This window comes from Massilia sp. P2_C2 (genome assembly GCF_056404615.1).
Genome location: NZ_JBFUDR010000060.1, coordinates 1 through 26,442, shown reverse-complemented (window position 1 = coordinate 26,442; position 26,442 = coordinate 1). Strand labels below are relative to the sequence as shown.

The 26,442-nt window shown below is 68.1% G+C and carries 19 protein-coding genes and 1 pseudogene; 7 read left to right on the top strand and 13 right to left on the bottom strand.

Annotation, left to right across the window (positions count from 1 at the left end):
- The 3 genes and pseudogenes from AC1DYX_RS09935 to AC1DYX_RS09925 all read left to right on the top strand — a co-directional run.
- Positions 1–245, top strand: a 245-nt coding sequence (locus AC1DYX_RS09935; RefSeq protein WP_477258649.1) for a DUF3606 domain-containing protein, incomplete at its 5' end; no start/stop codon positions are given.
- Positions 246–325: 80 nt separating this feature from the next.
- Entirely contained in the window at positions 326–1,444 is a 1,119-nt protein-coding gene (locus tag AC1DYX_RS09930; protein WP_477258648.1) for a mechanosensitive ion channel family protein, read from the top strand.
- 2 nt (positions 1,445–1,446) lie between these two features.
- Positions 1,447–1,892: pseudogene (locus tag AC1DYX_RS09925) on the top strand (SDR family oxidoreductase); the annotation flags it as partial.
- 98 nt (positions 1,893–1,990) lie between these two features.
- On the opposite strand, the gene AC1DYX_RS09920 reads toward AC1DYX_RS09925, so the two are convergent.
- From AC1DYX_RS09920 to AC1DYX_RS09910, 3 genes are all read right to left on the bottom strand, one after another.
- A complete protein-coding gene (locus AC1DYX_RS09920) occupies positions 1,991–4,423 on the bottom strand; it encodes a penicillin-binding protein 1A (protein WP_477258647.1) in 2,433 nt (810 codons plus the stop codon).
- A gap of 75 nt (positions 4,424–4,498) precedes the next feature.
- Positions 4,499–7,318 (bottom strand): bifunctional diguanylate cyclase/phosphodiesterase, encoded by a 2,820-nt coding sequence (locus AC1DYX_RS09915; protein WP_477258646.1) that lies wholly within the window; start codon positions 7,316–7,318, stop codon positions 4,499–4,501.
- A gap of 53 nt (positions 7,319–7,371) precedes the next feature.
- Entirely contained in the window at positions 7,372–8,709 is a 1,338-nt protein-coding gene (locus AC1DYX_RS09910) for a chloride channel protein (protein ID WP_477258645.1), read from the bottom strand.
- A gap of 86 nt (positions 8,710–8,795) precedes the next feature.
- Between AC1DYX_RS09910 and AC1DYX_RS09905 the strand changes: the two genes are divergently transcribed.
- Positions 8,796–9,305: a MarR family winged helix-turn-helix transcriptional regulator gene (locus AC1DYX_RS09905; protein WP_477258644.1), complete on the top strand. Its 510-nt coding sequence runs from the start codon at positions 8,796–8,798 to the stop codon at positions 9,303–9,305.
- A gap of 187 nt (positions 9,306–9,492) precedes the next feature.
- Here the strand turns inward: AC1DYX_RS09905 and AC1DYX_RS09900 are convergent, their stop codons facing one another.
- The 4 genes from AC1DYX_RS09900 to AC1DYX_RS09885 are packed head-to-tail and all read right to left on the bottom strand — an operon-like array spanning position 9,493 to position 16,677.
- A complete protein-coding gene (locus tag AC1DYX_RS09900) occupies positions 9,493–10,896 on the bottom strand; it encodes a metallophosphoesterase (protein WP_477258643.1) in 1,404 nt (467 codons plus the stop codon).
- Positions 10,897–10,956: 60 nt separating this feature from the next.
- Entirely contained in the window at positions 10,957–12,420 is a 1,464-nt protein-coding gene (locus AC1DYX_RS09895; RefSeq protein ID WP_477258651.1) for an efflux transporter outer membrane subunit, read from the bottom strand.
- Complete coding sequence (locus tag AC1DYX_RS09890) at positions 12,420–15,530, bottom strand: efflux RND transporter permease subunit (RefSeq protein WP_477258642.1); 3,111 nt, start codon at positions 15,528–15,530, stop codon at positions 12,420–12,422. Before AC1DYX_RS09890 ends, AC1DYX_RS09895 begins: the two co-directional genes overlap by 1 nt.
- On the bottom strand, positions 15,523–16,677 hold the full coding sequence (locus AC1DYX_RS09885; protein WP_477258641.1) for an efflux RND transporter periplasmic adaptor subunit: 1,155 nt from the start codon (positions 16,675–16,677) through the stop codon (positions 15,523–15,525). The genes AC1DYX_RS09890 and AC1DYX_RS09885 overlap by 8 nt, the downstream gene beginning before the upstream one ends.
- 131 nt (positions 16,678–16,808) lie before the next feature.
- Here AC1DYX_RS09885 and AC1DYX_RS09880 point away from each other — a divergent pair, with 131 nt between their 5' ends.
- The 3 genes from AC1DYX_RS09880 (at position 16,809) to AC1DYX_RS09870 (ending at position 20,667) form a co-directional block, all read left to right on the top strand.
- Positions 16,809–17,483, top strand: coding sequence for a response regulator transcription factor (locus AC1DYX_RS09880; RefSeq protein ID WP_477258640.1), 675 nt, complete (start codon positions 16,809–16,811; stop codon positions 17,481–17,483).
- Positions 17,476–18,882, top strand: a complete 1,407-nt coding sequence (locus AC1DYX_RS09875; protein WP_477258639.1) for a sensor histidine kinase — start codon at positions 17,476–17,478, stop codon at positions 18,880–18,882. Before AC1DYX_RS09880 ends, AC1DYX_RS09875 begins: the two co-directional genes overlap by 8 nt.
- Positions 18,883–19,023: 141 nt before the next feature.
- On the top strand, positions 19,024–20,667 hold the full coding sequence (locus AC1DYX_RS09870; protein ID WP_477258638.1) for an alpha-L-fucosidase: 1,644 nt from the start codon (positions 19,024–19,026) through the stop codon (positions 20,665–20,667).
- Between the two features lie 115 nt (positions 20,668–20,782).
- Here AC1DYX_RS09870 and AC1DYX_RS09865 read toward each other — a convergent pair whose 3' ends face one another.
- The 6 genes from AC1DYX_RS09865 to AC1DYX_RS09840 form a co-directional block, all read right to left on the bottom strand.
- Positions 20,783–21,337 carry a response regulator transcription factor gene (locus tag AC1DYX_RS09865; RefSeq protein WP_477258637.1) on the bottom strand — a complete coding sequence of 185 codons (555 nt, stop codon included), beginning with the start codon at positions 21,335–21,337 and terminating at the stop codon, positions 20,783–20,785.
- A 1-nt stretch (position 21,338) separates the two neighbouring features.
- Complete coding sequence (locus AC1DYX_RS09860; protein ID WP_477258650.1) at positions 21,339–22,667, bottom strand: ATP-binding protein; 1,329 nt, start codon at positions 22,665–22,667, stop codon at positions 21,339–21,341.
- 34 nt (positions 22,668–22,701) lie between these two features.
- Entirely contained in the window at positions 22,702–23,508 is an 807-nt protein-coding gene (locus AC1DYX_RS09855; RefSeq protein WP_477258636.1) for an SURF1 family protein, read from the bottom strand.
- Complete coding sequence (gene cyoD, locus AC1DYX_RS09850) at positions 23,508–23,930, bottom strand: cytochrome o ubiquinol oxidase subunit IV (RefSeq protein WP_477258635.1); 423 nt, start codon at positions 23,928–23,930, stop codon at positions 23,508–23,510. The genes AC1DYX_RS09855 and cyoD overlap by 1 nt, the downstream gene beginning before the upstream one ends.
- Complete coding sequence (gene cyoC / locus AC1DYX_RS09845; RefSeq protein ID WP_477258634.1) at positions 23,927–24,562, bottom strand: cytochrome o ubiquinol oxidase subunit III; 636 nt, start codon at positions 24,560–24,562, stop codon at positions 23,927–23,929. The genes cyoD and cyoC overlap by 4 nt, the downstream gene beginning before the upstream one ends.
- Positions 24,555–26,442 (bottom strand): cbb3-type cytochrome c oxidase subunit I (locus AC1DYX_RS09840; RefSeq protein WP_477258633.1); only part of this gene is annotated, 1,888 nt, incomplete at its 5' end. The genes AC1DYX_RS09840 and cyoC, both read right to left, overlap by 8 nt.

Genomic DNA, 26,442 nt, shown 5'->3' with positions numbered 1-26,442 from the left:
ACGGAATATGGCCGCGCCCGGTGGCATGCTGGACGCTATCACCGATCAGGGAGGCCATCATGTCCGACAATCTGCAGAACCGCGGCCCGCAGGACCGTACGCGCATCAACCTGCACGAGAAGTGGGAAGTCCAGTACTGGACGAAGGAACTGGGCGTGACCCAGGAAGAGCTGGAGCAGGCCGTCAAGCAGGCCGGCAACAGCGTCAACGACGTGCGCCAGCACCTGAGCGGCACGCGCCACTAAGAGCCCTTGCCGGTAGGGTGGGCACGGGGTGCCCACTCTACAAGTGCGAGAGTCCTCCCCGTCTTACCGAAAGGAGCCCGATGACTTTCCGCGGCTATTTCTCCAATTTCGACATCGGCTGGACCAACGCGGCCGTTGCCCTGGCCGTCGCCGTCGCCAGCTTCCTCGTCATCCACGGCGCCGTGCGGCTGTTCCGCCGCCGCCTCGACCAGCTCGAGGGCGAACGCGCCCACAAATCCATCGTCGAAGTGCTGCGCCACACGCTCGCGCGCACGAGCAACCTGGCCGTCCTCGCCACCTCGATCCTGATCGGCGCCTCCGTCCTCGACCTGCCTCCCCCCTGGAACCAGCGCATCGGCCACCTGTGGTTCATCACGCTGGGTGCACAACTTGCCGTGTACCTGCACCATGCCATCGCCGTGCCGGCGCGCCGCTATTTCCGCGTGCACGGCAAGGGCCGCGAGGACGACCAGGTGACGGTCGCGCACACGCTCGTGATCTGGGCACTGCAATGGAGCGTCTGGACCGTGTTCCTGCTGGCGATGCTGTCCAACCTGGGCATCAACGTGTCGACGTTCGTCGCGAGCCTCGGGATCGGCGGCGTGGCCGTCGCGCTGGCCGTGCAGAACATCCTCGGCGACCTGTTCGCCTCGCTCGCCATCGCGACCGACAAACCGTTCGAGGTCGGCGATACGATCTCCGTGCCGGAATTCACCGGCACGATCGAGCATGTCGGCCTGAAGACCACCCGCATCCGCGCGCTGTCCGGCGAACAGATCGTCATCGCCAACGCCGAGCTGCTGCGCAAGACGGTGCACAATTTCAAGCGCCAGAACACCCGCCGCGTGCAATACACGCTGCGCGTGAACCCGGCCACCCCGCCCGACCTGGCGCAGCAGGTGCCCGAGCGGCTGTCCGCCATCATCGCGGCCAGGGAAAAAGTGAAGCTGGACCACGTGAACCTGACGACGATGGACCAGAACTGGCTGGAATACGACGTCGTCTACAACCTGGCGGATGCCGACTACGGCCTGTTCCTGCGCACCCAGCAGGCCGTGCTGCTGGAGACGATGCGGATGCTGCGCGAACTGGGCATCTCGACGGCGCCGCGCGTGCAGGAATTGCTGTTGCACGAAGCGGCCAACGATGGCGGCGCCGCCCGGCAGGTGCGGTCCCCGCAGGCCCGGCCCATGCATTGACCAACGAGATTCCGGATGAGGAATGGAAGCGCACGTTCGCCGTCAACATCTCGGCGATGTTTACACCTGCAAGGCGGCCGTGAAGTACATGAAGCCGGGGTCCGGCATCATCAACACGACGTCGGCCAATTCGGACAATCCGAAGCCGACGCTGCTGCCGTATGCGACCAGGAAGGGCGCCATCGCCAATTTCACGGCCGGCCTCGCGCAGCTGCTGGCGGAAAATGGCATCCGCGTGAATTCCGTGGCACCGGAGCCGATCTGGACGCCGCTGATTCCGTCCACGATGCCGCCAGACCAGGTGGCCAGCTTCGGGCAACGGGTGCCCATGAAGCGGCCGGGGCAGCCGGTGGAGGTGGCGCCGGTGTCTGTGATGCTGGCGTCGGACGGAGCCAGTTACATCTCCGGCGCGCGGATTCCAGTTACGGGGGGAACCCCGATTTTGTGATTAGCGGATATGCGTAGGGTTGGCGGGCACGGGGTGCCCACCCTACGATGTCACATTGCCGTAGGGTGGGCACCCTGTGCCCACGCGGATCGTAATCGTCAGGCGTCGCTCGGGGGCGGCAACATGATGCCTTCCGACGGCGGCTGATCCTGCGGCGGCGCCGGCAGTTCGTTGTCCGGCGGCCGCGGCAGGTCGGCGGGTGGGTTGCCATCCTCCTGCATGTCGCTGTCGCCGCCCTCTTCCATCTCATCCTCGGGCGGCGCCTCGTGGCGGATCACGGGTTCGGGCTTGTGCCCGCCCGGGAACAGCGCGTCGGCGCTGACCTTGCCGGCGTCCAGCACCGACCTGAAGAAGTCGCCCACGAGCAGGATCGCGCTGTGGCCGCCCTGCCCCCAGTAGTTCGAGCGCATCGTCACGCGGTTGTCGTTGAAGCCCACCCAGGCGCCGGCCACCAGGTTCGGGTGCATCATGATGAACCACGCGTCCGCATTGTTCTGCGTCGTCCCGGTCTTGCCCGCGACGTCGGCCGTGATGCCGAAGCGGTAGCGGATGCCCGTGCCGGTGCCGCGGTTGATCACGCCCCGCATCATGTCGATCAGGGTGACCGCGGACTCCTGCGACAGCACGCGCTGCGGCGTCTGCGTGGCGAAGTCCGCGATCACCTGGCCGTTGCGGTCGGTGATGCGGCGCACGAACACGGGCCGGCGGTACTCGCCCTGCGCCGCGATCGTCGCGTAGGCGTTCACCATCTCCAGCAAGGTGACGGGGCTCGTGCCGAGCGCGATCGACGGCACTTTCGCCAGCTTGCTCGTGCGGACGCCGAGCTCCTCGGCCAGCTTGACGACCGGTGCGACGCCGATGTCGCGCACGACCTGCGCCGTGATCGTGTTCTTCGAGTACACGAGACCGTCGCGCAAGGTGAGCTGGCGGCCCGTCGTGCCGCTGTTGTCCGTCGGGCGCCAGACGGTGCCGTCGGAAAAGCGGATCGTCGTGACGGCGTCCAGGTAAGGATGGTCCGGCGCGATGCCTTTTTCCAGCGCGGCCGCGTAGACGATGGGCTTGAACGTGGAACCGGGCTGGCGCGCGGCCTGCACGACGTGGTCGTACTGCTCGCGCTCGAAATCGCGGCTGCCGACCCAGGACTTGATTTCGCCCGACGCCGGATCCATCGCGACGAAGCCCGCCTCCAGGCGCGACTTGGCTGTCTTCAGCTGGCGCATGAAGTCGCGGTCGGCCTTCAGCCGCTTCAGCTCGGCGACGGGATTCGCGCCCGCTTCCACGGCCTTGCGGTATTCGGGCGATTCGCGCACGAACGTCTCGAGCAGGTCGCCATGCGACGCCCAGTAGTATTCGAACGGATTGACGCCGGCGCGCATGTCCACATAGGTCTGCGTCGACTGCGCGTTGATCGGCCAGGAATGGGCCCAGTCGACGTCGGCGATGGCCTGCAGGGCACCCGCCTGCTGCTTGACGGCGCGCAGCGCGGCCTGTTGCAGGTCGTAGTCGAGCGTGGTCTGCACGACGAGGCCGTCCTGCTGCAGGTCGGCGTCGTGCTTCTCGGCCCAGTCCAGGAGCCAGCGGCGCACGTACGCGGTGAAGTGGTCATCCTTGCCCGTGCGTTCGGCCTGGCGCGTGAAGCGCACGCGCAGCGGACGCCTGACCAGCTGGCGGTAGCGGTTCTCGTCGAACACGCCCGCCTTCAGCATCTGCCCCAGCACCACGTTGCGGCGCGCGAGCGAGCGTTCCTGATTCGTCACGGGGTTGTAGTAGGCCGTCCCCTTCAGCATGCCGACCAGCGTGGCCGCTTCGACTTCGTTCAGCTGTGCCGCCGGCTTGTTGAAATAGGTGTGCGCCGCCGCCTCGATGCCGTACGTGTTGTACAGGAACGGCACCGTGTTCAGATAGGCTTCCAGGATCTCCGTCTTGCTGTAGGTGTTCTCGATCTTGAACGCGGTGATCAGCTCTTTCAGCTTGCGGTTGATGTTGCGCGCGCGGCCGATCTCGTCGCGGAACATGTTGCGCGCCAGCTGCTGGGTAATGGTCGATCCGCCCTGCGCGTCGCCCTTCAGGGTGGCGACGAAGGCGCCGGCGATACGGGTGAAGTCGACACCGTGGTGGTCGTAGAAACGGTGGTCCTCCGTCGCGATCAGCGCATTGATCACGTTCGGCGACACCTGCGACAGCGGCACCTTCATCTGCACGCCCTGCTCGAAGCTGGCCAGCTGACGGCCGTCGGCCGAGACGACGACGGTCGGGCGGGCGACGCGCGCCTGCTTGACATCGTCGATGCCCGGCGTCAGGGGAAACAGCAGCGCGACCCAGAAGGCGAACAGCGTGAGCAACAGCAGCAGGACGCCGGCGGCGATCCACAACCAGCGCTGGTATGGCGGTTTTGTCATCAGGTGGCCGTGCGCCCGCGCATACGCTTCCCTGGCGCGGGCTCCGGCGCGGTCTATCATCCTGCGTTCGCGTCCGTTCCAGCGCCCGCTGTTACTTTCGTTGTCGCGCTGGCCCTCGTTATGGTCATCCACTTCGTTTCCCGTCTGCTTCCCGATAATTGGGCGCAAGTATAGCCGACTGCGCGGCCGGGTTCGGTGCGCGCCCGCTCATACGGTCACGTCGTGCGGGAGCATGTGCCGGCCCGCGCGCAGCAGGCGCTCGACCTCGGCCCCCGACGCCGCCTGTGCATACACGTGGCCCTGCACCTCGTCGCAGCCGCGCCGGCGCAGGTACTCGAGCTGGGCCTGCGTTTCCACCCCCTCGGCGATCACGCGCATGCGCAGGCCGCGCGCCAGCTCGATGATCGCGGCGACCAGGGCCGCGTCGTCCTCGCTGAACGGGATGTCGCGTACGAAGCTGCGGTCGATCTTGAGCACGTCGACCGGAAAGCGGCGCAGATAGGACAGGCTCGAATAGCCGGTGCCGAAATCGTCCATCGACAGCTGCACGCCCATCTGCTTCAGCTCGCGCATCGTGCGGATCGCGCTCTCGACATCGCCCATCACGAGGCTTTCCGTGATCTCCACCTCGAGGTAGCCCGGCGGCAGACCCGTCTCGTCCAGCACGCGGGCGATCTCGCGCACGAGGTTCGGCTCGGCGAACTGGCGCGGCGAGAGGTTCACGGCGATGCGCAGCGGGCCGAAGCCGGCGTGCTGCCACGCGCGGTTCTGGCGGCACGCGGTGCGCAGTACCCAGGCGCCGATGGGCACGATCAGCCCCGTCTCTTCCGCCAGGTTGATGAAGCGGTCGGGCCGCACCATGCCCATGATCGGATGGTGCCAGCGGATCAGCGCCTCCAGCCCGACGACGGCGCCCGACACGAGGTCGACCTGGGGCTGGTAGAACAGTTCGAACTCCTCGTGGACCAGCGCGCTGCGCAACGCGCCCTCCAGGGCCAGGCGCTCGCGCGCCCGGGTGTTCATCGTCGGCATGTAGAACTGGACCATGTTGCGGCCCAGTTCCTTGGAGCGGTACATCGCCACTTCCGCGTGCTGGATCAGCGCGGCGGCGTCGCTGCCGTCGGCTGGAAACGCGGCCAGGCCCGCGCTGCCCGTCAGCACGAGGTCCTGCCCGGACAGCGTGAGCGGATGCGCGAGCGCCTGCAGCACGGCGCGCACGGTGGCCGCGGCGTCGGACTCGCTATCGCGGCCCGGCAGCACGAGCACGAATTCGTCGCCGCCGGTGCGCGCGACCGTGTCCGCACGTTCCACGGCGGCGCTGATGCGCTGCGCGGCCGCCTTCAGCAACTCGTCGCCGGCGTCGTGGCCGAGGGTGTCGTTGACGAACTTGAAGTGGTCCAGGTCGAGTGCCGCCACCCACACGGCGCCGCGGCCGCCCGCCAGGTTGATGGCGTTGTCGATGCGGTCGTGCAGCAGCGCGCGGTTGGCGAGGCCCGTCAGCGTGTCGAAGCGGGCGCGGGCCTCCAGTTCCGCCTCGTAGCGCTTGGCCATCGTCACGTCGTACTGCGTGACGACGAAGTGTTCCGTGATGCCGTCTTCGTTGTTGACGGGCGCGATGTAGACCTCGGCGTGGATCTCGCGCCCGTCGCCGCAGCGCAGGCGCATCGAGGCATGGCCCTCGCGCCGCTCGCGGATGGCGGCGCGCAGCTCGGCCACGGCGCCCTGGTCCGGCTCCTGCTCGCCCAGCTCCAGCAGGCCGCGTCCGACCGCCTGCGCCGCGGTGTAGCCGCGGATGCGTTCGAACGCGGGATTGACATATTGGATCGGGTAGCCGGGGCGCGTGGCACTCACGAGGATCACGGCGTTCGCACTGGAGTCGATCGCGCGCCGGTACAACCGCAGCGCATCGAGGGCGTCGTGCAGGTCGCTCGTGCGGAGCTCGACGAGGGCCTCGATGCGGCGGGTGCGCTTGACGCGGCTCTGCACGAACGCGGACGTGGCCAGGCTCACGAGGCAGCCGAGGATCAGCGCGGTGAGCGGCCCGGCGCCGCCGGCCATCGCGCTGGAACGTCCGGAGATGCGCAGTTCCCACGGCATGCCGGCCACGTCGAACGCGTGGCGGTTCGTAAACAGGGTGTCGCCGGGCCAGGCCTGCCACGGGGAACGTCGGTCGCGGTCCAGCGCGTCGTGCGACCAGGCGAGTTTCGGACCATCCAGTGTGGGGCCGTACAGCTCGATATTCAGGCCGTTGCGCACCAGGTGGTTCGAATTGGCGAGATTGGCGCCGACGAGTGCGGCCACGTCGATGATGACGGACGTGTCGCCCATCGCGTTGGCACTGCGCGCGGCGGCGTTCTCGAGGCGCGCGCCGCGCCGGTACACGGGCATCATCAGGGTGAAGCCGAGGCGGCCTCCCTGCAACAGCGGCAGCATGACGCTCGACGCGGGCTGGCCCGTGTCGATGGTCTGCATGAACGTCGAACTCTGTGGCGCGAACGAAAACAGATCGTAGCCGAGCGTCATGTCGTTGCCGGAAAGCGGCTCGATATAGTCGACGACGAGGTAGCGCGGGCGCGGGCCCGCGCGTACGAGCGTGACGGTATTGCCCGTCACGTGGCGGTCGCGGATCATGTAGCCGGGCCGGAAGCTCTGGTGCTCCAGCTCGAACGCGGCGCGTTCCGCGCCGCTGACCAGGCGGTGGAACACAATGCCCTGCAGATAGGGATGACTGGCCAGCAACGGACGCGCAAAGGCGCTGAATTCGTCGCGGCTCGCGATACCGACGGAAGAGAACAGCGCGTTGGCCGCCTGCAGCACGTCGAGGGCGTCGCCGAAGCTGCGTGTGACCGTGGCGCTGCGGATCTCGGCGCGCTGCAGGAATTCGGAACGCGCCCGTTCCCGCTCGGCGTCCACCATGCCGACGACCAGCACGGACGTAAGGCCCAGGCCCGCCAGCAGTGTCAGCACTGCGGCGGGAGTCGGGAGCCGCGGTCGCAAGCGGACGATGGGCACTTTCCGTGTCAGCATGTCCCCATCCTAGCAAATTTGCCCCCGCCGGGCTGGCTGAATTTCGTTACGTTTCAGTGCGTTACCGCACGGTCGGGCGCCGCCTCGGTGTGCGCGGGAATACGTCCGAGTTGCAGCCGTGCCAACGTGGGATACAGCGGTGGACTGATGAGGCGTGCGACGGCGAAAGCGATCAGCGCGCAGGCCATCAGGCTGAGCACCATCGCGTGACCATCGACCATTTCCATCACGATGATGAAGGCGGTCAGCGGCGCCTGCGTGGCGGCGGCGAGGAAGCCGACCATGCCCAGCGCGATCAGCGCCGGCATCTGCATGCCGTACAGCAGCAGCGCGACGTCGTTGCCGAACGCGGCGCCGATCGCCAGCGACGGCGCGAAGATACCGGCCGGCACGCCCGACCATGTGGTCAGCCAGGTCGCGAGGAATTTGAACGGGGCGTAGGCGAACGGCATCGCCATGGTGCCTTCCACCATGTGACGCGTACTTGCGTAGCCGGAACCGAACGCGGCCCCGCCGCTCGCGACGCCGATCAGCGCGACGGCCAGGCCGCAGGCCCCGGCGAATGCCACGGGACGGCGCGCGCGCCAGCGGCTGGCCCGGTCCGGGCTGCGGCCGGACAGCGACGCGATCATCAGGCGCGAGAACAGCCCGCCCACCAGGCCGGACAACACGGCCACGAGCAGGCCGGGCAACAACAGCCCGAGGCCGGGCGCGGGCACGTGGATGACGCCGAAATAGGCGCCATCGCCGTGTGTCGACTCCGCGACGACGCCGGCCAGCACGATGCCGGCAATGATCAGGCCGCTCGAGCGTTGTTCGGGCGCGCGCGCCAGTTCCTCGATGGCGAACATCACGCCACCCAACGGCGTGTTGAACGCGGCCGCGATGCCCGCCGCGCCGCCGGCCACGAGCAGCCCGTGGACGCCGACGGCGCTGCCGGCCGGCAGGAAGCGCCGCGCCTGCAGCATCACGCCGGCCGCGATCTGCACGGACGGACCTTCGCGTCCCAGCGACAAGCCACCCAGCAGGCCAGCGGCCGTGAGCAGGCTCTTGGCCACCGTCAGCCGCAACGACACGAACAGCCCGCGCTCGGCCTCACCGACCTTCGTGTCGAGCGTCGCCATCACCTGCGGGATGCCGGATCCGGCCGCGCCGGGCGCGAAGCGGCGCGTGGCCCAGACGACGGCAGCGGTGCACAGCGGCGTCACGACAAGCGGACTCCACCAGGCGGCGACACGCAGCACGGCGAAGCGCTCGTACGCCGCCTCGGCCAGCCATGAAAATCCGACGACCGTGAGGCCGGCAGCAAAGGCCAGCAGCACGACGACGGCGCGCACGGTCCACACGCGCCAGTCGCCCAGTTCGCAGCGGAAGTCGGGTACCGGTGTCATGTCGGGCTGATCTCGATGGCGCGTGCACATCGTTTCCAGAATGTCATTTTTCGACGCCATGCCACGTTTTCCGCTATCATTCTTGCATGTCCTCGTCTTCACAAAACACCACGGGCGCCGAGCCGTCCACCCCGTCGACGGCGCCAGCTACCCGGGTACTGCGTCAGTTCCGCGTCGTATTCAATGCCGTCAAAACCCATTTCCGCCAGGTCGAGCGCGAAGCCGGTGTCGGTGGCGCCCAGTTGTGGGCGCTGTCGGTAATCGACCGCCGGCCGGGCATCGGCGTGACGGAACTCGCACGCGAGCTGGACATCCACCAGTCGACGGCGAGCAATCTGATCAAGGGGCTCGTCGAGCGCGGCCTCGTGGCGACGAGCCGCGAAGGCATCGATCGCCGCAGCGTGTCGTTGCGCATCCAGCCGGATGGCGCCGAGGTCCTGAGCAGCGCACCGCTGCCCTTTGCCGGCGTGTTGCCCGATGCCCTCTCCGCCCTAGACGCGGCGACGCTGGAACGGCTCGAGCACGACCTGGCCAAGCTGATCGCGCTGCTCGAAGCGGACGAATCCAGCGCCAATGTGCTGTTGTCCCAGATGTGATTCTGCGTGCTGCGGTGCGCGAAATCGGAAAAGCGGCTGCTGGCGGACCAGCAGCCTCAAAAAGATACAGGTATCCTCATCGCTGATCGCGAAGGCGGCGATAAGCTGCCCCGCTCACAAGTTCATTGTGTCACAGGCGTGTATTCAAGGCAACCACTTTTGTAGCAATATAGTTCACCCTGTTCGTTCACACCTGCGGCACCGCGCACGTGGAATGCCGACCCTCCACCGTACACGTATTGCGTTCCTTGCCGTCGCGGTCGTGCACGACGACGCGCCAGGTGTCCGGCCCCGTGCGCTCCATCGTCATGAAGCCGAAGCCGTCGATCCAGGAACTCATTGCCTCCAATGCTGCGCCCGGCGCGGGAGACTGGCCGGGCGGCGCGGTACGCGGCAGCGGCACGGTGTCTTCCGCCGTGCCGGCGAACCCGGCGACGAACTGCGTCGGGTGATCGGAGGCGAAGCTGGTCTGCTCCCACAGGTGCACGTGGCCGGAGAGCAGAACGGCGATGGTGTCCGGCAGCAGGCGTTTGTCGAGGGCGCCGAAGACCTGCGTCAGGCCGGCGTCGCCACCGAACAGCGTGACGGCGCCCGTACTCGCATCCCGCAGGGCGCCGAATGCGTACAGCGGATGGTGGTCGACGGCGATGTTGTAGGGCTTGCGGCGCGCCAGGCTGTCGATCTTGCGCCAGACATCGGTATAGCGGGCGATGCCCGCGTCGCCTTCCCTGAATCCTCTCCAGTTCGTGTTCGCCGAATCGAACACGATCAGTTGCGCGCCATCGCCCAGCGGAACGGCGTACGGGTCCGTATAGTCGGCATGGACGTCCGCCGCCGGGTCGTCGCAGTTGGCGGCCGGGTCGTAGCGGTGGGCGTCAAGGAAGCGCCACCAGCCTTGCCCACCGCGCGCGCACTGCTCGTGATTCCCGCGCGCGAGCACCCATGGCGCGGCCGCCAGCAGTGTCCGCGCGGGCGCGAAGAAGTCCGCGTTCCACGCGTCCCAGCCATAGCCGTACGGGCTGCCCGCGCAGCCGGGGCGGTCCGCCGGGCACGGATCTTCGCGGTAGTGGAAGTCGCCCACGTGCACGACCAGATCCGGCTTCCACGCCGCCGCGCTCGCGGCCACGCGGGCGAACGGGTACGCCTGCGGATCGTTACAGTCCTGGAATTCCTTGCCCTTCAGGCGGCAGCCCGTGTCGCCGATCACGACGATGCGCTTCACGTCGGGCACGGGCAGCGGGAGTGTCTGGCCCGCGACGGCCACGCGCGTGCTGCCGGCCGGGATCGGCGTTTCGCAGGACAACACGGGCTTTGACACCGCGTCCGGGTGAAAACTCGCGCTATGGTCCTTGCCGCGCAGCGGAATGGGCCCGTATGGCGCGCGCACGGCCATCGTCGTCGCGTGGCCGTCGATCTCGATGGCGGGACAGGTCGTGGCGGTGGTGACGGCGCGCGCCACCGGCCTGCCCTCCTCGCCCAGCACGACGAAGACGGCCTCGGGCGGGTGTTGGGGACGCAGGCTGGCGCAGCCGGCCAGCAGGACCAGCGCGGCGAGCGCGCCGGCGCGGGACTGGATTCGCGGTGGGGTCATGGTATTCCAGGCAAAGTTGGGAATCTACCATAGCGGCCGGACCGGCGAGGCCGGGCATCGTCAGCGGCTTTCCTCCCCCTGCCAGCCGCCGCCCAGCGCCTGGAACAGCGCGACGGTATCCGCAAAGCGCGCGGCACGCGCCTGGACCAGCGCGATGGCCGCCTGCTGGTAGCCCTGCTGCGCCTGCAGCACGGCCGGACGGCCGCCGGCGCCCAGTTCCCATTGGCGCTTGACGATCTTCAGGCTCTTGTCGGCCGCGCGTTCGGCCGCCAGCGCCGCCTGCAGCGCGCGCGCGTCGGCCTCGATCGCGTGCAACGCGTCGGCCACGTCGCGGAAGGCCGCGAGCACGATGCCGCGGTACTGCGCCGCGGCCTGGTCGTACAGCGCCTGCGCTGCTCTCTGCTGGTGCCTGAGCGCGCCGCCGTGGAAGATCGGCTGCACGAGGTCGGCGCCGATGCTCCAGAACCCCGTGCCCGCTTTGAACAGCGTGCCCGCGTCGAGCGCGGCACTGCCGAGAGCCGCGGTCAATGTGATGTCCGGCAGGCGCGCCGCCCGCGCGGCGCCGATGCGGGCGCTGGCGGCGTGCAGCTGTGCTTCGGCGGCGCGGACGTCCGGCCGGCGTTCGACGAGGCGCCCCGGTACGCTCACCGGCAAGTCTTCCGGCAGCGCGAGCGTGCCGACGTCGAAGCGCAAGCCGTTGTCCTCGGACGGATAGCGTCCCGCCAGCACGGCCAGCAGGTCACGCTGCAGGGCGAGCTGCTTATCCAGCGGCGGCAGGCCCGCCTCGATCTGCGCCAGCGCGGCTTCCTGCGCGGCCACGTCGGCCATGCCGACCTGCCCTGCCTGGCGTTGCCGGCGCGCGGCATCGAGTTGTTGCCTGGCCAGCGCGACGAGGTCCGTCGTCGCGTCGAGCTGGGCGCGCAGCGACGCTTCCTGGATCGCGGCCGCGACGACGTTCGCTTCCAGTGTCAACCGGGCCGCCTGCTGCTGGAAGCGCGCGACGTCGACCTGCGCATCGGCGGCTTCCACCTGGCGGCGCGTGCCGCCGAACACGTCCGCCGCATAGGCGATGTTCAGCTGGGCCGTGTGCAGCGTGTACAGGCCGGCGCCGGACGCCGCGCCGCTGGCGACGGGCGCCGCAGTCTTCTGGCGCGTGGGCGCCAGCTGCGCATCGACAGCCGGGAGGTAAGCCCCGTGCTGGGCGGCGGCGGTCTCGCGGGCCSCACGCAGCGCCGCGTCGGCCGCCTGCACGTCGGGGTTCGCCGTCAGCGCCGCCGTCACGACCTTGTCCAGTGCGACGGACCCGAACAGCGTCCACCAGCGTTCGGGCACGTCCTGGCCTGCGACCAGGCGCTGCGCGGCGCCGCCGGGTGTGGCCGCAGCCGCCGTACGCGCGGCCAGCGGTGCGGCCGTGTAGCGGTCCACGTCCGGCGCCGGCGGTTTGCGGTAATCCGGACCCGCGGCGCAGCCGGCCGCGAGTGCCGCAACGACGGCCAGCATCGTGCAGGCAGTGAATCGGGCCATCATGCGCGCTCTCCTTCGATCACGGCGAGTTCGACCTTGCGCTGGCGGCCCGCGCTGCGCCGTTCGACGAGGTAGTACAGCGCCGGGAGCAGCACGAGCGTCAGCGCCGTCGCCGTCACCAGCCCCCCGACGACGACCGTGGCCAGCGGACGCTGGACGTCGCTGCCCAGGCCATGCGCGAGCGCCGCCGGCACCAGGCCCAGCGCGGCCACGGTGGCCGTCGTCAGCACGGGACGCAGGCGTTCGCGCGCGCCCTCGACCACCGCGCGCTTCAGGTCGGCGGGATGCTCGTCGCGCCAGCGGTTCAGGTTGGCGAGCATGACGACGGCGTTCAGCACCGACACCCCGAACAGCGCGATGAAGCCGACCGCGGACGACACGTTGAACGTCATGCCGCGCAGGTGCAGCGCCACGAGTCCGCCCAGCAGCGACAGCGGCACCGCGAGCAGGATCAGTCCCGGCTGGCGCAGGTTGCCGAATTCCGCGAACAGCAGCACGAACATCAGCAAAAACGCCGCCGGCATGATCACCGCAAGCCTGGCTTGGGCGCGTTGCTGGTTCTCGAACTGGCCGCCCCACGTAATGCTGTAGCGGGAATGGTCGTACGGGATGTCGCGCTCGATGCGCGCCTGGGCGTCGGCCAGGAACGAGGACAGGTCGCGCCCGCGCAAGTTCGTGCGCACGGTCAGGTGGCGCCGGTTCATCTCGCGCGTGATCGTCGTCTCGCCCTCCGCGAAGCCGATCTCCGCGACCTGGGCCAGCGCGACGTGCGCGCCATTGGCGGTCGTCAGCACGAGGTCGCCGATCGCCTGCGGGTCGCTGCGCGCGGGGCCGATGAACCGGGCCGCGACGTCGTAGCTGCGGTCGTCGACATACACCTGCGTGACCGGACTGCCGCCGATGCCCGTCTGGATCAGCGCCATCACGTCGGCCACGTTGATGCCGAGGCGCGCGGCGGCGGCGCGGTCCACCGCGATGCGCACCTGCGGCAGCGGCGGTTCCTGGTCGATGATGACGTCGGCGGCGCCGGGCACGGTCCGCAGCAGCTTTTCGACCGAGGTGGCAAGGCCGCGCGTCACGTGGAAATCGTCGCCGTAGACCTTGACCACGAGGTCGCTGTGCGCGCCGGCCAGCTTGTCGAGCACCCCGTCGATCATCGGCTGGGAAAAGCCGACGTCCGTGCCGGGCAGCTGGCGGTAGCGTGCGGCGAGCTTCGCGATCAGATCCTGCTTGGTCATCCCGCGCGGCCAGGTATCGTACGGCTGCAGCGTGACGGCGCACTCGATATGCGACGGCGTGAACGGGTCGGTGCCGTCGTCGTTGCGCCCGAGCTGGGTGACGACGTGCGCGACCTGCGGCTCGGCCAAAGTCGCGGCGCGCAGCGCATCGGCCATGCCGGCCGCCTTGGCCAGCGAGATCCCGGGCGGCAGCGTGACCTGCAGCCAGATCGAGCCCTCGTCGAGCGTGGGCAGGAAATCGCGGCCGATCGTCGCGCCGAGGACCACGACGGCGGCCAGCGTGACGCCGGCGAGGGCCAGCACGGCACGCGTGCGGCCGACCAGGCGATGCAGCACCGCGGCATAGCGCGGCGCCAGCCAGTCCAGCAGGCGGTTGTGGAAGATCCGGCGCGGCTTGCGGAACGCCCAGTACGCCATGCCGGGAATCAGCAGCATCGTCATCGCCAGGGCACCGAGCAGTGCGAACCCTACGGCGAAGGCCATCGGCGAGAACAGCTTGTATTCGATGCGCTGGAACGCGAACAGCGGCAGGTAGGCGATCATGATGACCAGCATGCCGAGGAATGTCGGGCGCATCACCTGCAGCGTGGCCTTCAGGGCGTCCGCGCCGGACATCGGCCCGTGCGGCTGCGCTTCGCGCCGGCGCAGGATATTCTCCAGCACGAAGATCGCGCCGTCCACGATGATGCCGAAGTCGATCGCGCCCAACGACAACAGGTTGGCCGGGATCCTGAAGTGGTGCATGAGGATGAAGGCGACCAGCAGCGACACCGGAATCGCGGCTGCCGCGATCAGAGCCGCGCGCGGGCTGCCGAGGAACAGGACGAGCACGAGCGTCACCAGCACGACGCCTTCCACCAGCGTGTGGCCGACCGTGTGCACGGTCGCGTCGACGAGGCTGCTGCGGTCCATGTACGGGACGACCTGCACGTCTTTCGGCAGCGCGTGTTCGTTCAGGTCGCGCACCGCCTCGTGCACGCCCGCGATCACACGCGACGGGTTTTGGTTCTTGAGCAGCAGGACGATGCCGGACACGGCGTCGTTCACCCTGTCCTTGCCGAGGATGCCGTGACGTTCCTGCTGGCCCAAGGTGACGGAGCCGAGGTCCCTCACGAGCACCGGCACGCCGTTCTTTTGCGCGACGACGACGTTGCCCAGGTCGTCGAGGCTGTGGATCAGGCCGACGCCGCGCACGACGAGCCCCTGCTCGCCGCGCGTCAGCACGCTGCCGCCGGCATTCGCGTTGTTGGCGGCGATCGCCTGCGTGATGGCGGACAGCGACAGATTGTATTTCTGCAGCTTCGCGGGATCGAATTCGAGCAGGAATTGCGTCGACAGGCCGCCGAAATTCGTCACGTCGACGACGCCGCCGACCTGCTTCAGGCGCGGGACGACCTTCCAGCGCTGCAATTCGGACAACTCGCGCAGGCTGCGCGTCTTCGATTCCAGCGTGTAGCGGTAGATCTCGCCGATCGGCGACGTCAGCGGGTCGAGCGTGGGCTGGGCGCCGTACGGCAGCGCGACCCCGGCGATGCGTTCCTGCAGGCGCTGGCGCGACCAGTAATCCTCCGCGCCGTCCTCGAACACGACGGTGATCAGCGACAGTCCGAACGTGCTCTTCGAGCGCATCACGTGCATGCCGGGCGTGCCCATGATCTCGCGTTCCAGCGGAATCGTGATCTGCTGCTCGACTTCTTCCGCGGCGAGGCCGTTCACCTGCGTGACGACCTGCGACGTCGTGTCGGCGATGTCCGGGTAGGCTTCCAGCGGCAGCTGCGTCCAGCACCAGCCGCCGTACAGCGCGACGAGCACGAACACGAACGCGACGATGCCGCGCCGCTCGAAGCACAGGGTGACGAGACGTTCAATCATTCAGCAGCACTCCATCCCTCGTCACGACGCGCTCGCCCGCCTTCAGGCCCGCGACCACTTCGACCCGTTCGCCGATCCGGGGGCCGAGCGTGACGACACGCGGCTCGAACTGCCACGGCGCGACCTCGACGAACGCGCGGGTGTCGAATCCGCTCTGGACGACGGCCGTCATCGGCACGAGGACGCCCTGGTGCGGACGCGCGCGCAACGTCGCTGCGGCGAACATGCCGGGTTTCAGGCGGCCGTCGCGGTTGTCGCACGGGATGCGCACCTTGACCGTGCGCGTGTCCGGGTCGAGCAGCGCGCCGACGAAGCCCACCTTCGCGTCAAGCGGTTCCGGATACGCGTCGAAGCGCACGGATGCGGACTGGCCGGCGTAGACCCGGCCCAGGTCCTTTTCCTGGGCGTTGGCGCTGACGAAGACGTGGGCCAGGTCCGCCACCGTCATCAGCGGCGCCGTCGCGTCGTTCCAGTAGCCGCCGGCAGCCGCCGCGAGGTCGACGACGCGGCCGGCGATCGGCGCGCGCACGGCCAGCACGCGGCCGCCGGTTCCCGGCACCTTGCCGGCACCGAGCTGCGCCAGCCTTGCGTCCGCACGGGCGGCCTCGCCGGCGGCCTGTTCGTAGTCGCCCTGGGCCTGTTCCAGGTCGCGCCGGGCGGCGATCTCCGACGCATCCAGTTCGCGCTGGCGCGCGAGGTTGCGCTGCGCGACGGCGAGCACGGCGTGCGCCTTGACGGCATCCGCGTGCGCCTGCGCCAGGTCGACGGAATCGATCGTGAACAGCACGTCGCCCGCCCGGACCTCGTCGCCCAGCCGCCTGGCGATGCTGACGATGCGGCCCGTCACCGGCGTCAACACCTTGATCAGGCGCGCCGGGTCGGCCTCGACGACGGCCGGCAGCGTAAACGGCGCCGCCACGCTCTCGTCGGCCAGGGTGGCGACGGCCAGCGTGTGCCGCAGCGGCGAGGCGGCGGGCACGATCAGCCGCGCGCCATCGTGGCGCAGCGCCGGCGCGGGCGTGGCGCCGTCGGGCGTATCCGCCGCGTTGGCGTGCGTGGCGAACAGGCCCCGGTCCATGAGGCCGAGCGCGGCGAGTCCCAGCAGCGGGGGCACGAGGTATTTGAGCAGGTTGCGGCGCGGTGTCATGATTCCTCCGATGGGGCAAGGTTGGATTGCGCCGCGCATCGTACAAAACTATGCTGCACTGCATCCTGAATTCTTCTTCAGGAAATGCTTGTGTCCACACTGCTATACTCACGCCGACATTGAGGGCCCCCATGAACATCCTGCTGGTGGAAGACGATCACAAGGCCGCGCGCCTGCTCGCGCGCGGGCTGGAAGAAGAAGGCTTTGCGGTGACGGTCGCCCCGACGGCGAGGGATGCCGACGCCCGGTTCGGACCGGACTGCGATCTCGTGATCCTCGACTGGATGCTGCCGGGCGAGGACGGCATCGCACTGTGCCGGATGTGGCGCGCGCGCGGCGTGCGCACGCCGATCCTGATGCTGACCGCGCGCGACGCGGTGACCGACCGGATCGCCGGCCTGAACACGGGCGCCGACGATTACCTGACGAAGCCGTTCGTGTTCGACGAGTTGCTGGCCCGGGTGCGCGCCCTGCTGCGCCGCGCCGGCCAGCCGCTGCTGGTCTGTGTCGGCGACCTGGCGCTCGATCCGCGCACTCATGCCGTGACGCGTGCGGGAACCGGACTGGATCTCACGCCCAAGGAATACGCGATCCTGGAGTTCCTCGCGCGCCATCCGGACGACATCGTCAGCCGCCAGCAGCTGGCGGAGCACGTCTGGCATGCCGACCTGATCGCCATCGACAACCTGATCGACGTGCACATGAAAAACCTGCGGCGCAAGGTCGATCCGCCCGGTGCGCTGCCGCTGATCCGCACGGTGCGCGGCCGCGGTTTCTACCTGTCCGACGCGTGCGGCGATGCTTAGCCTGCGCCACCGTCTCGCGCTGATCCACTGGGTCGCCATCGTCGTGATCGTGGCATCGGCCGCGGCGGCCGGGTGGTGGCGGCTGTCGCGCTCCGTGCAGGGCCAGCTCGACGCGGCGCTGCTCGCGCTGGCCGAGACGGAGGCCGGTATGCTGGCCGACGCCCACGGCGAAGCGGTCCGTGTGCACGAGGCGCCGGCCGGCAGCGCGCCGCCGTCGTTGGCCAGGCTCGACCGCCTCGTGCAGATCGTCGACGCCAACGGCCACGTCCTTGCCCGCAGCGCCAACCTGGGCGCCGGCGCCCTGCCCGTGACGCCCTGGCTGCGCACGCAGCTGGCGGCCGGCGAAACCGTGTTCGAGACGCTGCCGCACGCCATCGAAGAGCCGTTGCGCATGGTATCCGTGCCCACGCTGGTGAGCGGGCGCCGGTTCGCCGTGCAGGTGGCGGGCTCGCTTGACGACGTCGACCACGTGGTGCACTCGGCGGCGCTGCTGTTCGCGGGCATGGCCGTCGCGCTGCTCGCGGCCGTAGGCCTCGCCGGCACGGCCGTGACGCGCCGCGTGTTCGGCGCGATCGACGGCATCGCGCAGCAGGCGCGCCGCATCGGCGAGACGAACCTGGACGAGCGCCTGCCCCACCCCGGCACGGACGACGAGATGGGCCACCTCGTCGATACGCTGAACGAGATGCTGGAGCGGCTGGAACGCACGTTCGACACGCAGCGCCGCTTCACGGCCGACGCGTCGCATGAATTGCGCTCGCCGCTGTCGCGCCTGCGCACCGAGATCGAGATCACGCTGCGCCGGCCGCGCGACGTCCAGGACTACGTGGCGACGCTGCGCTCATGCCTGGAGGAGGTGGAACGCCTGACCATGCTCGTCGAAGAATTGCTGATGCTGGCCCGCCTCGACGCCGGCGCGGAGCGCGGACCGGTCGAACCCATTGCCCTGAACGTGCTGGCCGAGGATGCGGTGCGCCGCATGGGCGCCTCCGCGCGCGACCGGCAGGTCGAGATCGTGCTCGACATCGTGAGCCGCGTGGCCGCCAGGGTGGCGCCCGCGCCCGCCAGCCTCGTGCTCGCGAACCTGCTGGACAATGCCGTCAAGTTTTCGCCGCCAGGCGGCAAGGTGACGGTGCGCGTCGTGGCCGACGGCGACGATGCCGTCCTGAGCGTCGCCGACGAAGGACCGGGCATCGCCGACGCCGACCTGCCGTTCCTGTTCGATCGCTTCTACCGCGGTGCCAGCGCGCGTGCCGGCACCATTGGGGGCATGGGCCTGGGTCTCGCCCTGTCGCAGGCGATCGTGCGCGCGTACGGCGGCCGTATCGAGGCCGCCAACGGGCCGGAGCGCGGCGCGCTGCTGACCGTTTCCCTGCCTCTGGCGCGCGCTGACGCCTAGCCCAGCCCGGCCGTAACGTCATGCTTGCCCGGAACAGCACGTCCCTCTTCTGCCGGTGTTGAAGGTTTTGAATTTATAACGTACACTCAATGCGCCGTGTTATCGATAACCGGCAAACCAACATTCAACGGAGGAGACCACATGAAACGACGCCACGTTCTGGCGGGATTGGCCGCCACGATCCCCGCGCTCGCCCTGCCCCGGCAGGCAAGCTCGGCGCCCGGGGGGCTCGTACCCACCGCCACCGGCCCGTTCGCGCCTGACTGGGATTCGCTGGCGCAATACCGGACGCCGGACTGGTTCCGCAACGCCAAGTTCGGCCTGTGGGCCCACTGGGGGCCGCAGTGCGAGCCCGAATTCGGCGACTGGTATGCCCGCAATATGTACAGGGAAGGCAGCGACGCCTACCGCTACCACGTGCAGAAATACGGGCATCCGTCGAAGTTCGGGTTCAAGGACGTGATCCGGCAATGGCGGGCCGAGCAATGGGATCCGGACAGCCTGCTGGCCCTGTATCGGAAGGCCGGCGCCCGCTATTTCGTCGCGCTCGCCAACCACCACGACAATTTCGACCTGTACGACAGCCGCTTCCAGCCTGGATGGAACGCGACGCGCATCGGGCCGAAGAAGGACCTGATCGCGGGCTGGGCGAAGGCGGCGCGCACGCAGGGACTGCGGTTCGGGGTCAGCGTCCATGCGAGCCATGCGTGGACCTGGTACGAGTTCGCCCAAGGGGCGGACAAGACGGGGCCGTATGCGGGCATCCCGTACGACGGCGTGTTGACGGCGGCCGACGGCAAGGGCCGGTGGTGGGAGGGACTGGATCCGCAGCTCCTGTATGCCCAGCAGCACCCGCTGAGCCGCAAGGTCGAGCGCGCCGAATTCAGCGCACAGTGGGGCTGGGGCGCCGGGGCCGCGCTGCCGTCGCGGCGCTACATGGAGGCCTTCCATAACCGCACCATCGACCTGATCGACAAATACGATCCGGACCTCGTCTACTTCGACGATACCGCCCTGCCCATGTGGCCGGTCAGCGACGTCGGCCTGCGCATCGCCGCTCACATGTACAACCGCAGCCTGGCCACGCGCGGCCGGCTGGAAGCCGTCATCAACGGCAAGATCCTGGACGAACGCCAGCGCCGCTCCCTCGTGTGGGACATCGAGCGCGGTCAGACCGACGCGATCGAACCGCTGCCCTGGCAGACGTGCACCTGCATCGGCGGCTGGCATTACTCGCGCCCGGGCTACGAGCGCAACGAGTACAAGAGCGCGCAGACGGTGGTGCACATGCTCGTCGACATTGTGAGCAAGAACGGCAATCTGCTGCTGTCCGTGCCAGTGCGCGGCAACGGCACCATCGACGAAAAGGAACAGGCGATCGTCGAGGAGATCGGCCGCTGGATGGCCGTCCACGGCGAAGGCATCTACGATACGCGGCCGTGGACCGTATTCGGCGAAGGGCCCGCGCTGCAGCGGACGGCACCGCTCACGGACCAGGGCATGAACGAGGGCAAAAGCGCGCCCCTGTCGGCCGCCGACATCCGCTTCACGGCAAAGGGCGATGCCGTGTATGCCTTCGTGATGGGCTGGCCCGACGGGCGCGAGATCACGATCGCGGCGTTGGGCACGGCTGCCGGGCACCTGAAGAAGCCCGTCGCCCGAGTGGAATTCGTCGGCACCGGCGCGGCGCTCCTGTTCCGCCAGGCCCCGGATGGCCTCAAGGTGAAGCTGCCGGCAGCGGCGCCGGCCCTGCCCTATGCGTTCGCGCTGAAGGTGCTCACTTGAAGCGGCGTAGGGTGGGCACCCCCGTGCCCACGCGCGACGTTTGCGTCACGTTGGCGTCCGCGTGGGCACGTTTCATTTGGGGCCCCCGGCCCCAAAGGCCCACCCTACCAGGTTCTTATTTGACGCGCTGCTTTTCCAACTTGCGCGCGAGCGTGCGCCGGTGCATGCCGAGCCGGCGCGCCGCTTCCGAGATATTGAAATCGGTCTCGGCCAGCACGGCGTGGATGCGCTCCCATTCCAGCGTCTTGATCGACGTGGAGCGGTTCGTCAGCTCCAGGTCCGTGTTGCCGGCCACGTGGCCGAACGCGGCCTCGATGTCGTCCGTGTTCGACGGCTTCGCCAGGTACTGGCAGGCGCCGAGCTTGATCGCCTCGACCGCCGTGCCGATGCTGGCGAACCCGGTCAGCACGACGATCTGCATGTCCGGGTCGTGCGCGTGCAGCATCTGCACGCACGCGAGGCCGGAGCTGTTGCCCTTCAGTTTCAGGTCGACGACGGCATAACCGGGCGAGTGTGCCTTCAGGAGTTCCTGCGCCTCGTCCAGGCCGGGCGCCTGCAGCACCCTGTAGCCGCGCCGCTCGAACGAGCGGCCGAGGGTGCGGGCGAACGCGTCGTCGTCCTCGATGATCAGCAGGAGGCGTTCTTCGTTGTCATCTTCTTCAATGGACATGTCAGGATTCCTTGTCGAGCGCGATCGCGGACAACGGCAACGTCAGCGTGACGGCGGCACCGCCTTCCGACCGGTTGCCTGCCTGTACCGTCCCGCCGAGGGTGCGGGCCACGTTCACGACGAGGAACAGGCCCAGGCCGCCGCCGGGACGGCCCTTGCTGGACTGGTAAGGCTTGCCGAACTGGGCCAGCATCGCGGGCGCGAAGCCGGGGCCGCGATCGAGCACGGTCAATACGAGGGTGCCGTCCGTCACGCCGGCGTCCACGCCGACCCAGTCGGGCGACGCTTCCAGCGCATTGTCCAGCACGTTGTCGATCATTTGCTTGAGGGCCGAATCGAAGGCGACCGGCAGGTCGTGGTCGATCCGGTTCACATAGCTGAATTCACGCACGGGGCGACTGTGCTGCCATTCGTCCACGAGCTTGTCGAGGAAGCCGCGGATCGTCGTGCGCGCGGCCGATTCGCCCCGCGCTTCGCCGGCCGACAGGAGGATCCCGCTGACGATGGATTTGCAGCGCTTGAGCTGGGTTTCCATCTCCGTGATCTCTTCCAGCAGGTCGGGATTGGCCTTGAATTCGCGCATGCGCTTCCAGTCGCCGAGGATCACGGACAACGTGGCCAGCGGCGTGCCCAGCTCGTGCGCGGCACCGGAGGCCAGCAGGCCCATGCGGACGATGTGCTCTTCCTCGGCCGCGCGCTGGCGCAGGTCCGCGAGCTGGGCCGCCTTGCCGCGCAGGGTGTTGGTGATGCGCGAGATGAAGACGACGAGCAGCGCCGCGTTCAGGATGAAGCAGATCAGCATGCCCTGCACGTACAGGCTCGAAATGCCGCGCGCATGGTCGAACGGCAGCGCCAGCGGCTTGGCGAAGACGGACAATCCGGCCAGGCAGGCGAGCGTGATGCCGACGATGGTCCACGTCGACCATGCTTCCAGCAGCACGGCCGACAGGATCACCTGCAGCAGGTACAGGAAGGCGAACGGATTCGTCGTGCCGCCCGACAGGTACAACTGCATCGTCAGGCTGGCCACGTCGACGAGCAGTGCGAGGAACAGCTCGCTGTTCGTGACGGGGCGGTGTTCGTGCCAGCGCAGATGGCTGGCGATGTTGAAGGCGATGAGGCAGGCCAGCACCTCGAGCATCTGCACGAGCGGCAGGCGCACGTCGAAGATGAGGATTGCGCCGRCAATGGTCGTGATCTGGCCGATGACGGCGATCCAGCGCAGCTCGATCAGCTGCAGCATGTTCTTGTGGCCGGCGACGTATTCGACGTCGGCGGCAGACGCGGTGCGCGCCTGCTGCGCCGCGGCGACGGAACCGGCGCCGACCATGTCGAAGCCCCTTTCGAATACCCGTTTCAGCAGTTCAGTCGTCTCGTTCATCGTTGCCCGTGTCGTCGCTGCGGCCGCGCGCGACCCACCACCAGCCGGCCGCGACCATCAAGGCAAGAGCATACCAAGTGAACGCGTACACGAGGTGGCTGTTATGGAAATTCACGACGGTCAGGCCGCCAACGGGCTGGTCCGGGCTGCCCGGGGGATTCTGGCCGGCGGCGGCGTCGACGAAGAATGGCGCAACGTCGCCCAGGCCCCGCGCGGCCGCGATGGCGGCCACGTCGCGGGTATACCAGCGTCCGGCGGCCGGGTCGTTCGTGCGCGTGAAGGCGCCGTCGTGTTCGCTCGTGCGCAGCAGGCCGACGACGTCGACCGCCGGACCGGCCGCGCCGGTGCACGGATTGCCTTGGGCGCGCGCCGGCGTGTAGCGCGTGCGCGCGCCCAGCTCGGCGGCACTGAAGCCGCGGTTGACGAGGATGGTCGATCCGTCCGCCGTGCACAGCGGGGTGAGCAGCCAGTAGCCGCTGCCTTGTTCCGTGAGGGCCTGGACGGGGGTAGTGAGTTCGTAGAGATAAGTACCGTGCAGCCTGAGGCGGCGGTACTCGTCGACAGGCGAGGTGATGCCGGCCCAGCGGTCGCGCGATGGCGGCGGCGCCGGGGCGGCGTGCACGCGTGCATCCACGCGCGCGATCAGGTCCAGTTTCCATTGCAGGCGGAAGACCTGCCACGTACCCAGACCGGCGAAGAGGACGATCAGCAGCAGCGCCAGCACTGCCACGACGGGTGAGAAACCCCGGCGCCGGCCGGCCGGCGCTGCCGCGCGATCGTCTCCCGCCATTACTGCATGTCGTGCATGCCGTGCACCGAACCGCCGTCGTTGCCCATGTTGGGCATCATGTTGGCGTTCATGTGGTACATGACCCAGATCGAACCGGTCAGGACGATGAACAGCAGGATGGCCGTCAGGATCAGGGCCATCATGTTCCAGCCGCCTTCCGACTTCGAGTTCATGTGCAGGAAGTAGATCATGTGCACGACGACCTGCACGGCGGCGAAGCCGAGGATCACGAACTTGGTCGTGCCCGGTGCCAGCTGGTGGGTCATCACCAGCCAGAACGGGATCGCCGTCAGGATCACGGACAGGATGAAGCCGATCGTGTAATCCTTGAAGCTGCCGTGCGCGTGCAGTTCGTCGTCGTGGTGGCCGTGACCGTGATGGTCGTGCCCGTGGCCGTGGGCGTGGTGGTGCAGGTCGCTCATGGCAGGACTCCCATCAGGTAGACATAGGTGAACACGCCGATCCAGATGACGTCCAGGAAGTGCCAGAACATCGACAGGCAGGCGAGGCGGCGGTAGTTGGCGGCATGGATGCCGTGCCTGGCCACCTGGAACATCAGCGTGACGAGCCAGACGATACCGAAGGTCACGTGCAGGCCGTGCGTGCCGACCAGTGAGAAGAAGGCGGTCAGAAAGCCCGAGCGCCACGGGCCGAAGCCTTCATGGATCAGGTGTGCGAATTCCTGCAGTTCCAGGAACAGGAAGCCGGCGCCGAAGAGGCCCGTGACGGCCAGCCACACGAGCGTGCCCTTCGCGTTCTTTTTCTGCGCGGCCAGCATGGCGAAGCCATACGTGATCGACGAGAACAGCAGGAACGCCGTATTCAGCGCGACCGTCGGCAGTTCGAAGATCTCGGCGCCGGACGGACCGCCCGCGTAGTTGCGGCCCAGGACGGCATAGGTCGCGAACAGGCAGGCGAAGATGAGGCAGTCGCTCATCAGGTAGATCCAGAAACCGAGCAAGGTGCCGTTTTCCGGATGATGCTCGCGCACGTAGTAGCGCGAGCTCGGGTCGGCGCTCACGGCGCCGGCGTGGGTTGCGTTAATTTCAGACATGAGCTTCCAGCATACGGGTGCGTTCTTCTTCCGTGCGGGTCACTTCGTCCGCCGGGATGTAGAAGTCGCGTTTGTAATCGAACGTGTGGTAGATGGCGACGGCGAGCATCGCGACGAACGTCAGGCCGACCAGCAGCCACATGTGCCAGATGATGCCGAACGCCATCACGAACGTGATGCCCGGGATGACCGGACCCGCCCAGGTGTTCTTCGGCATGTGGATGGCCACGAAGTCCTTCAGCGGACGCTTGTAGCCGTTCTTCTTCATGTCGGCCCAGGTGTCGTTGTCATGCACGACCGGGGTGAACGCGAAGTTGTAGGCCGGCGGCGGCGACGAGGTCGCCCACTCCAGCGTGCGGCCGTTCCACGGGTCGCCCGTGACGTCGGCCAGCTTCTTGCGGTTGACGACCGAGACGACGATCTGCATCAGCAGGCAGCCGATACCGGCGGCGATCATCAGCGTACCGAACAGCGAGATCTGGAACAGCCAGTGGATCGACGGATCGTCGAAGTGGCTCATGCGGCGGGTCACCCCCATGAAGCCCAGGATGTACGGCGGGATGAAGGCGACCCAGAAACCGATCGACCACAGCCAGAAGGAGCGCACGCCCCAGGTACGGTCCAGCTTGAAGCCGAACATCTTCGGCCACCAGTAGTTCACGCCCGCGAACAGGCCGAACAGCACGCCGCCGATGATCACGTTGTGGAAGTGGGCGATCAGGAACAGCGAGTTGTGCAGCACGAAGTCGGCTGCCGGCACGGCCAGCATCACGCCGGTCATGCCGCCGATGATGAAGGTCAGCATGAACGACACGGTCCACATCATCGGCAGTTCATAGCGGATGCGGCCCTTGTACATGGTGAACAGCCAGTTGAAGATCTTCGCGCCCGTCGGGATCGAGATGATCATCGTGGTGATGCCGAAGAACGAGTTCACGCTCGCGCCCGAACCCATCGTGAAGAAGTGGTGCAGCCACACGAGGTACGACAGGACCATGATCACGACCGTCGCGTACACCATCGAGGTGTAGCCGAACAGGCGCTTGTTGCAGAACGTCGCAACGACTTCCGAGTAGATGCCGAACGCCGGCAGGATCAGGATGTACACCTCCGGGTGGCCCCAGATCCAGATCAGGTTCACGTACATCATGGCGTTGCCGCCCAGTTCGTTCGTGAAGAAGTGGGTGTCGAACAGGCGGTCCAGGCCGAGCATGGCCAGGGTGGCGGTCAGGATCGGGAAGGCCATCACGATCAGGATGTTGGTGCACAGGGCGGTCCAGGTGAACACCGGCATCTTCATCAGGTCCATGCCCGGGGCGCGCATCTTGACGATGGTGACGACCAGGTTCACGCCTGACAGCAGTGTTCCGACACCAGCCACCTGCAATGACCAGATGTAGTAGTCGACGCCGACGTCCGGGCTCGCCAGGATGCCGGACAGCGGCGGGAATGCCAGCCAGCCGGTACGGGCGAATTCACCGACGAACAGCGAGGCCATCACGAGGATCGCGCCGGCGGTCGTCATCCAGAACGAGAAGTTGTTCAGGAACGGGAAGGCCACGTCGCGGGCGCCGATCTGCAGCGGCACGACGTAGTTCATCAGGCCCGTCACGAACGGCATCGCCACGAAGAAGATCATGATCACGCCGTGGGCGGTGAAGACCTGGTCGTAGTGGTGCGGCGGCAGGAAGCCGTGCGAATCGCCGAACGAGAACGCCTGCTGGGCGCGCATCATCAGTGCGTCGGCAAAGCCACGCAGGAACATCACGAGGCCCAGCACCATGTACATGATGCCGATCTTCTTGATCATCAGTGCGTCGGCAAAGCCACGCAGGAACATCACGAGGCCCAGCACCATGTACATGATGCCGATCTTCTTG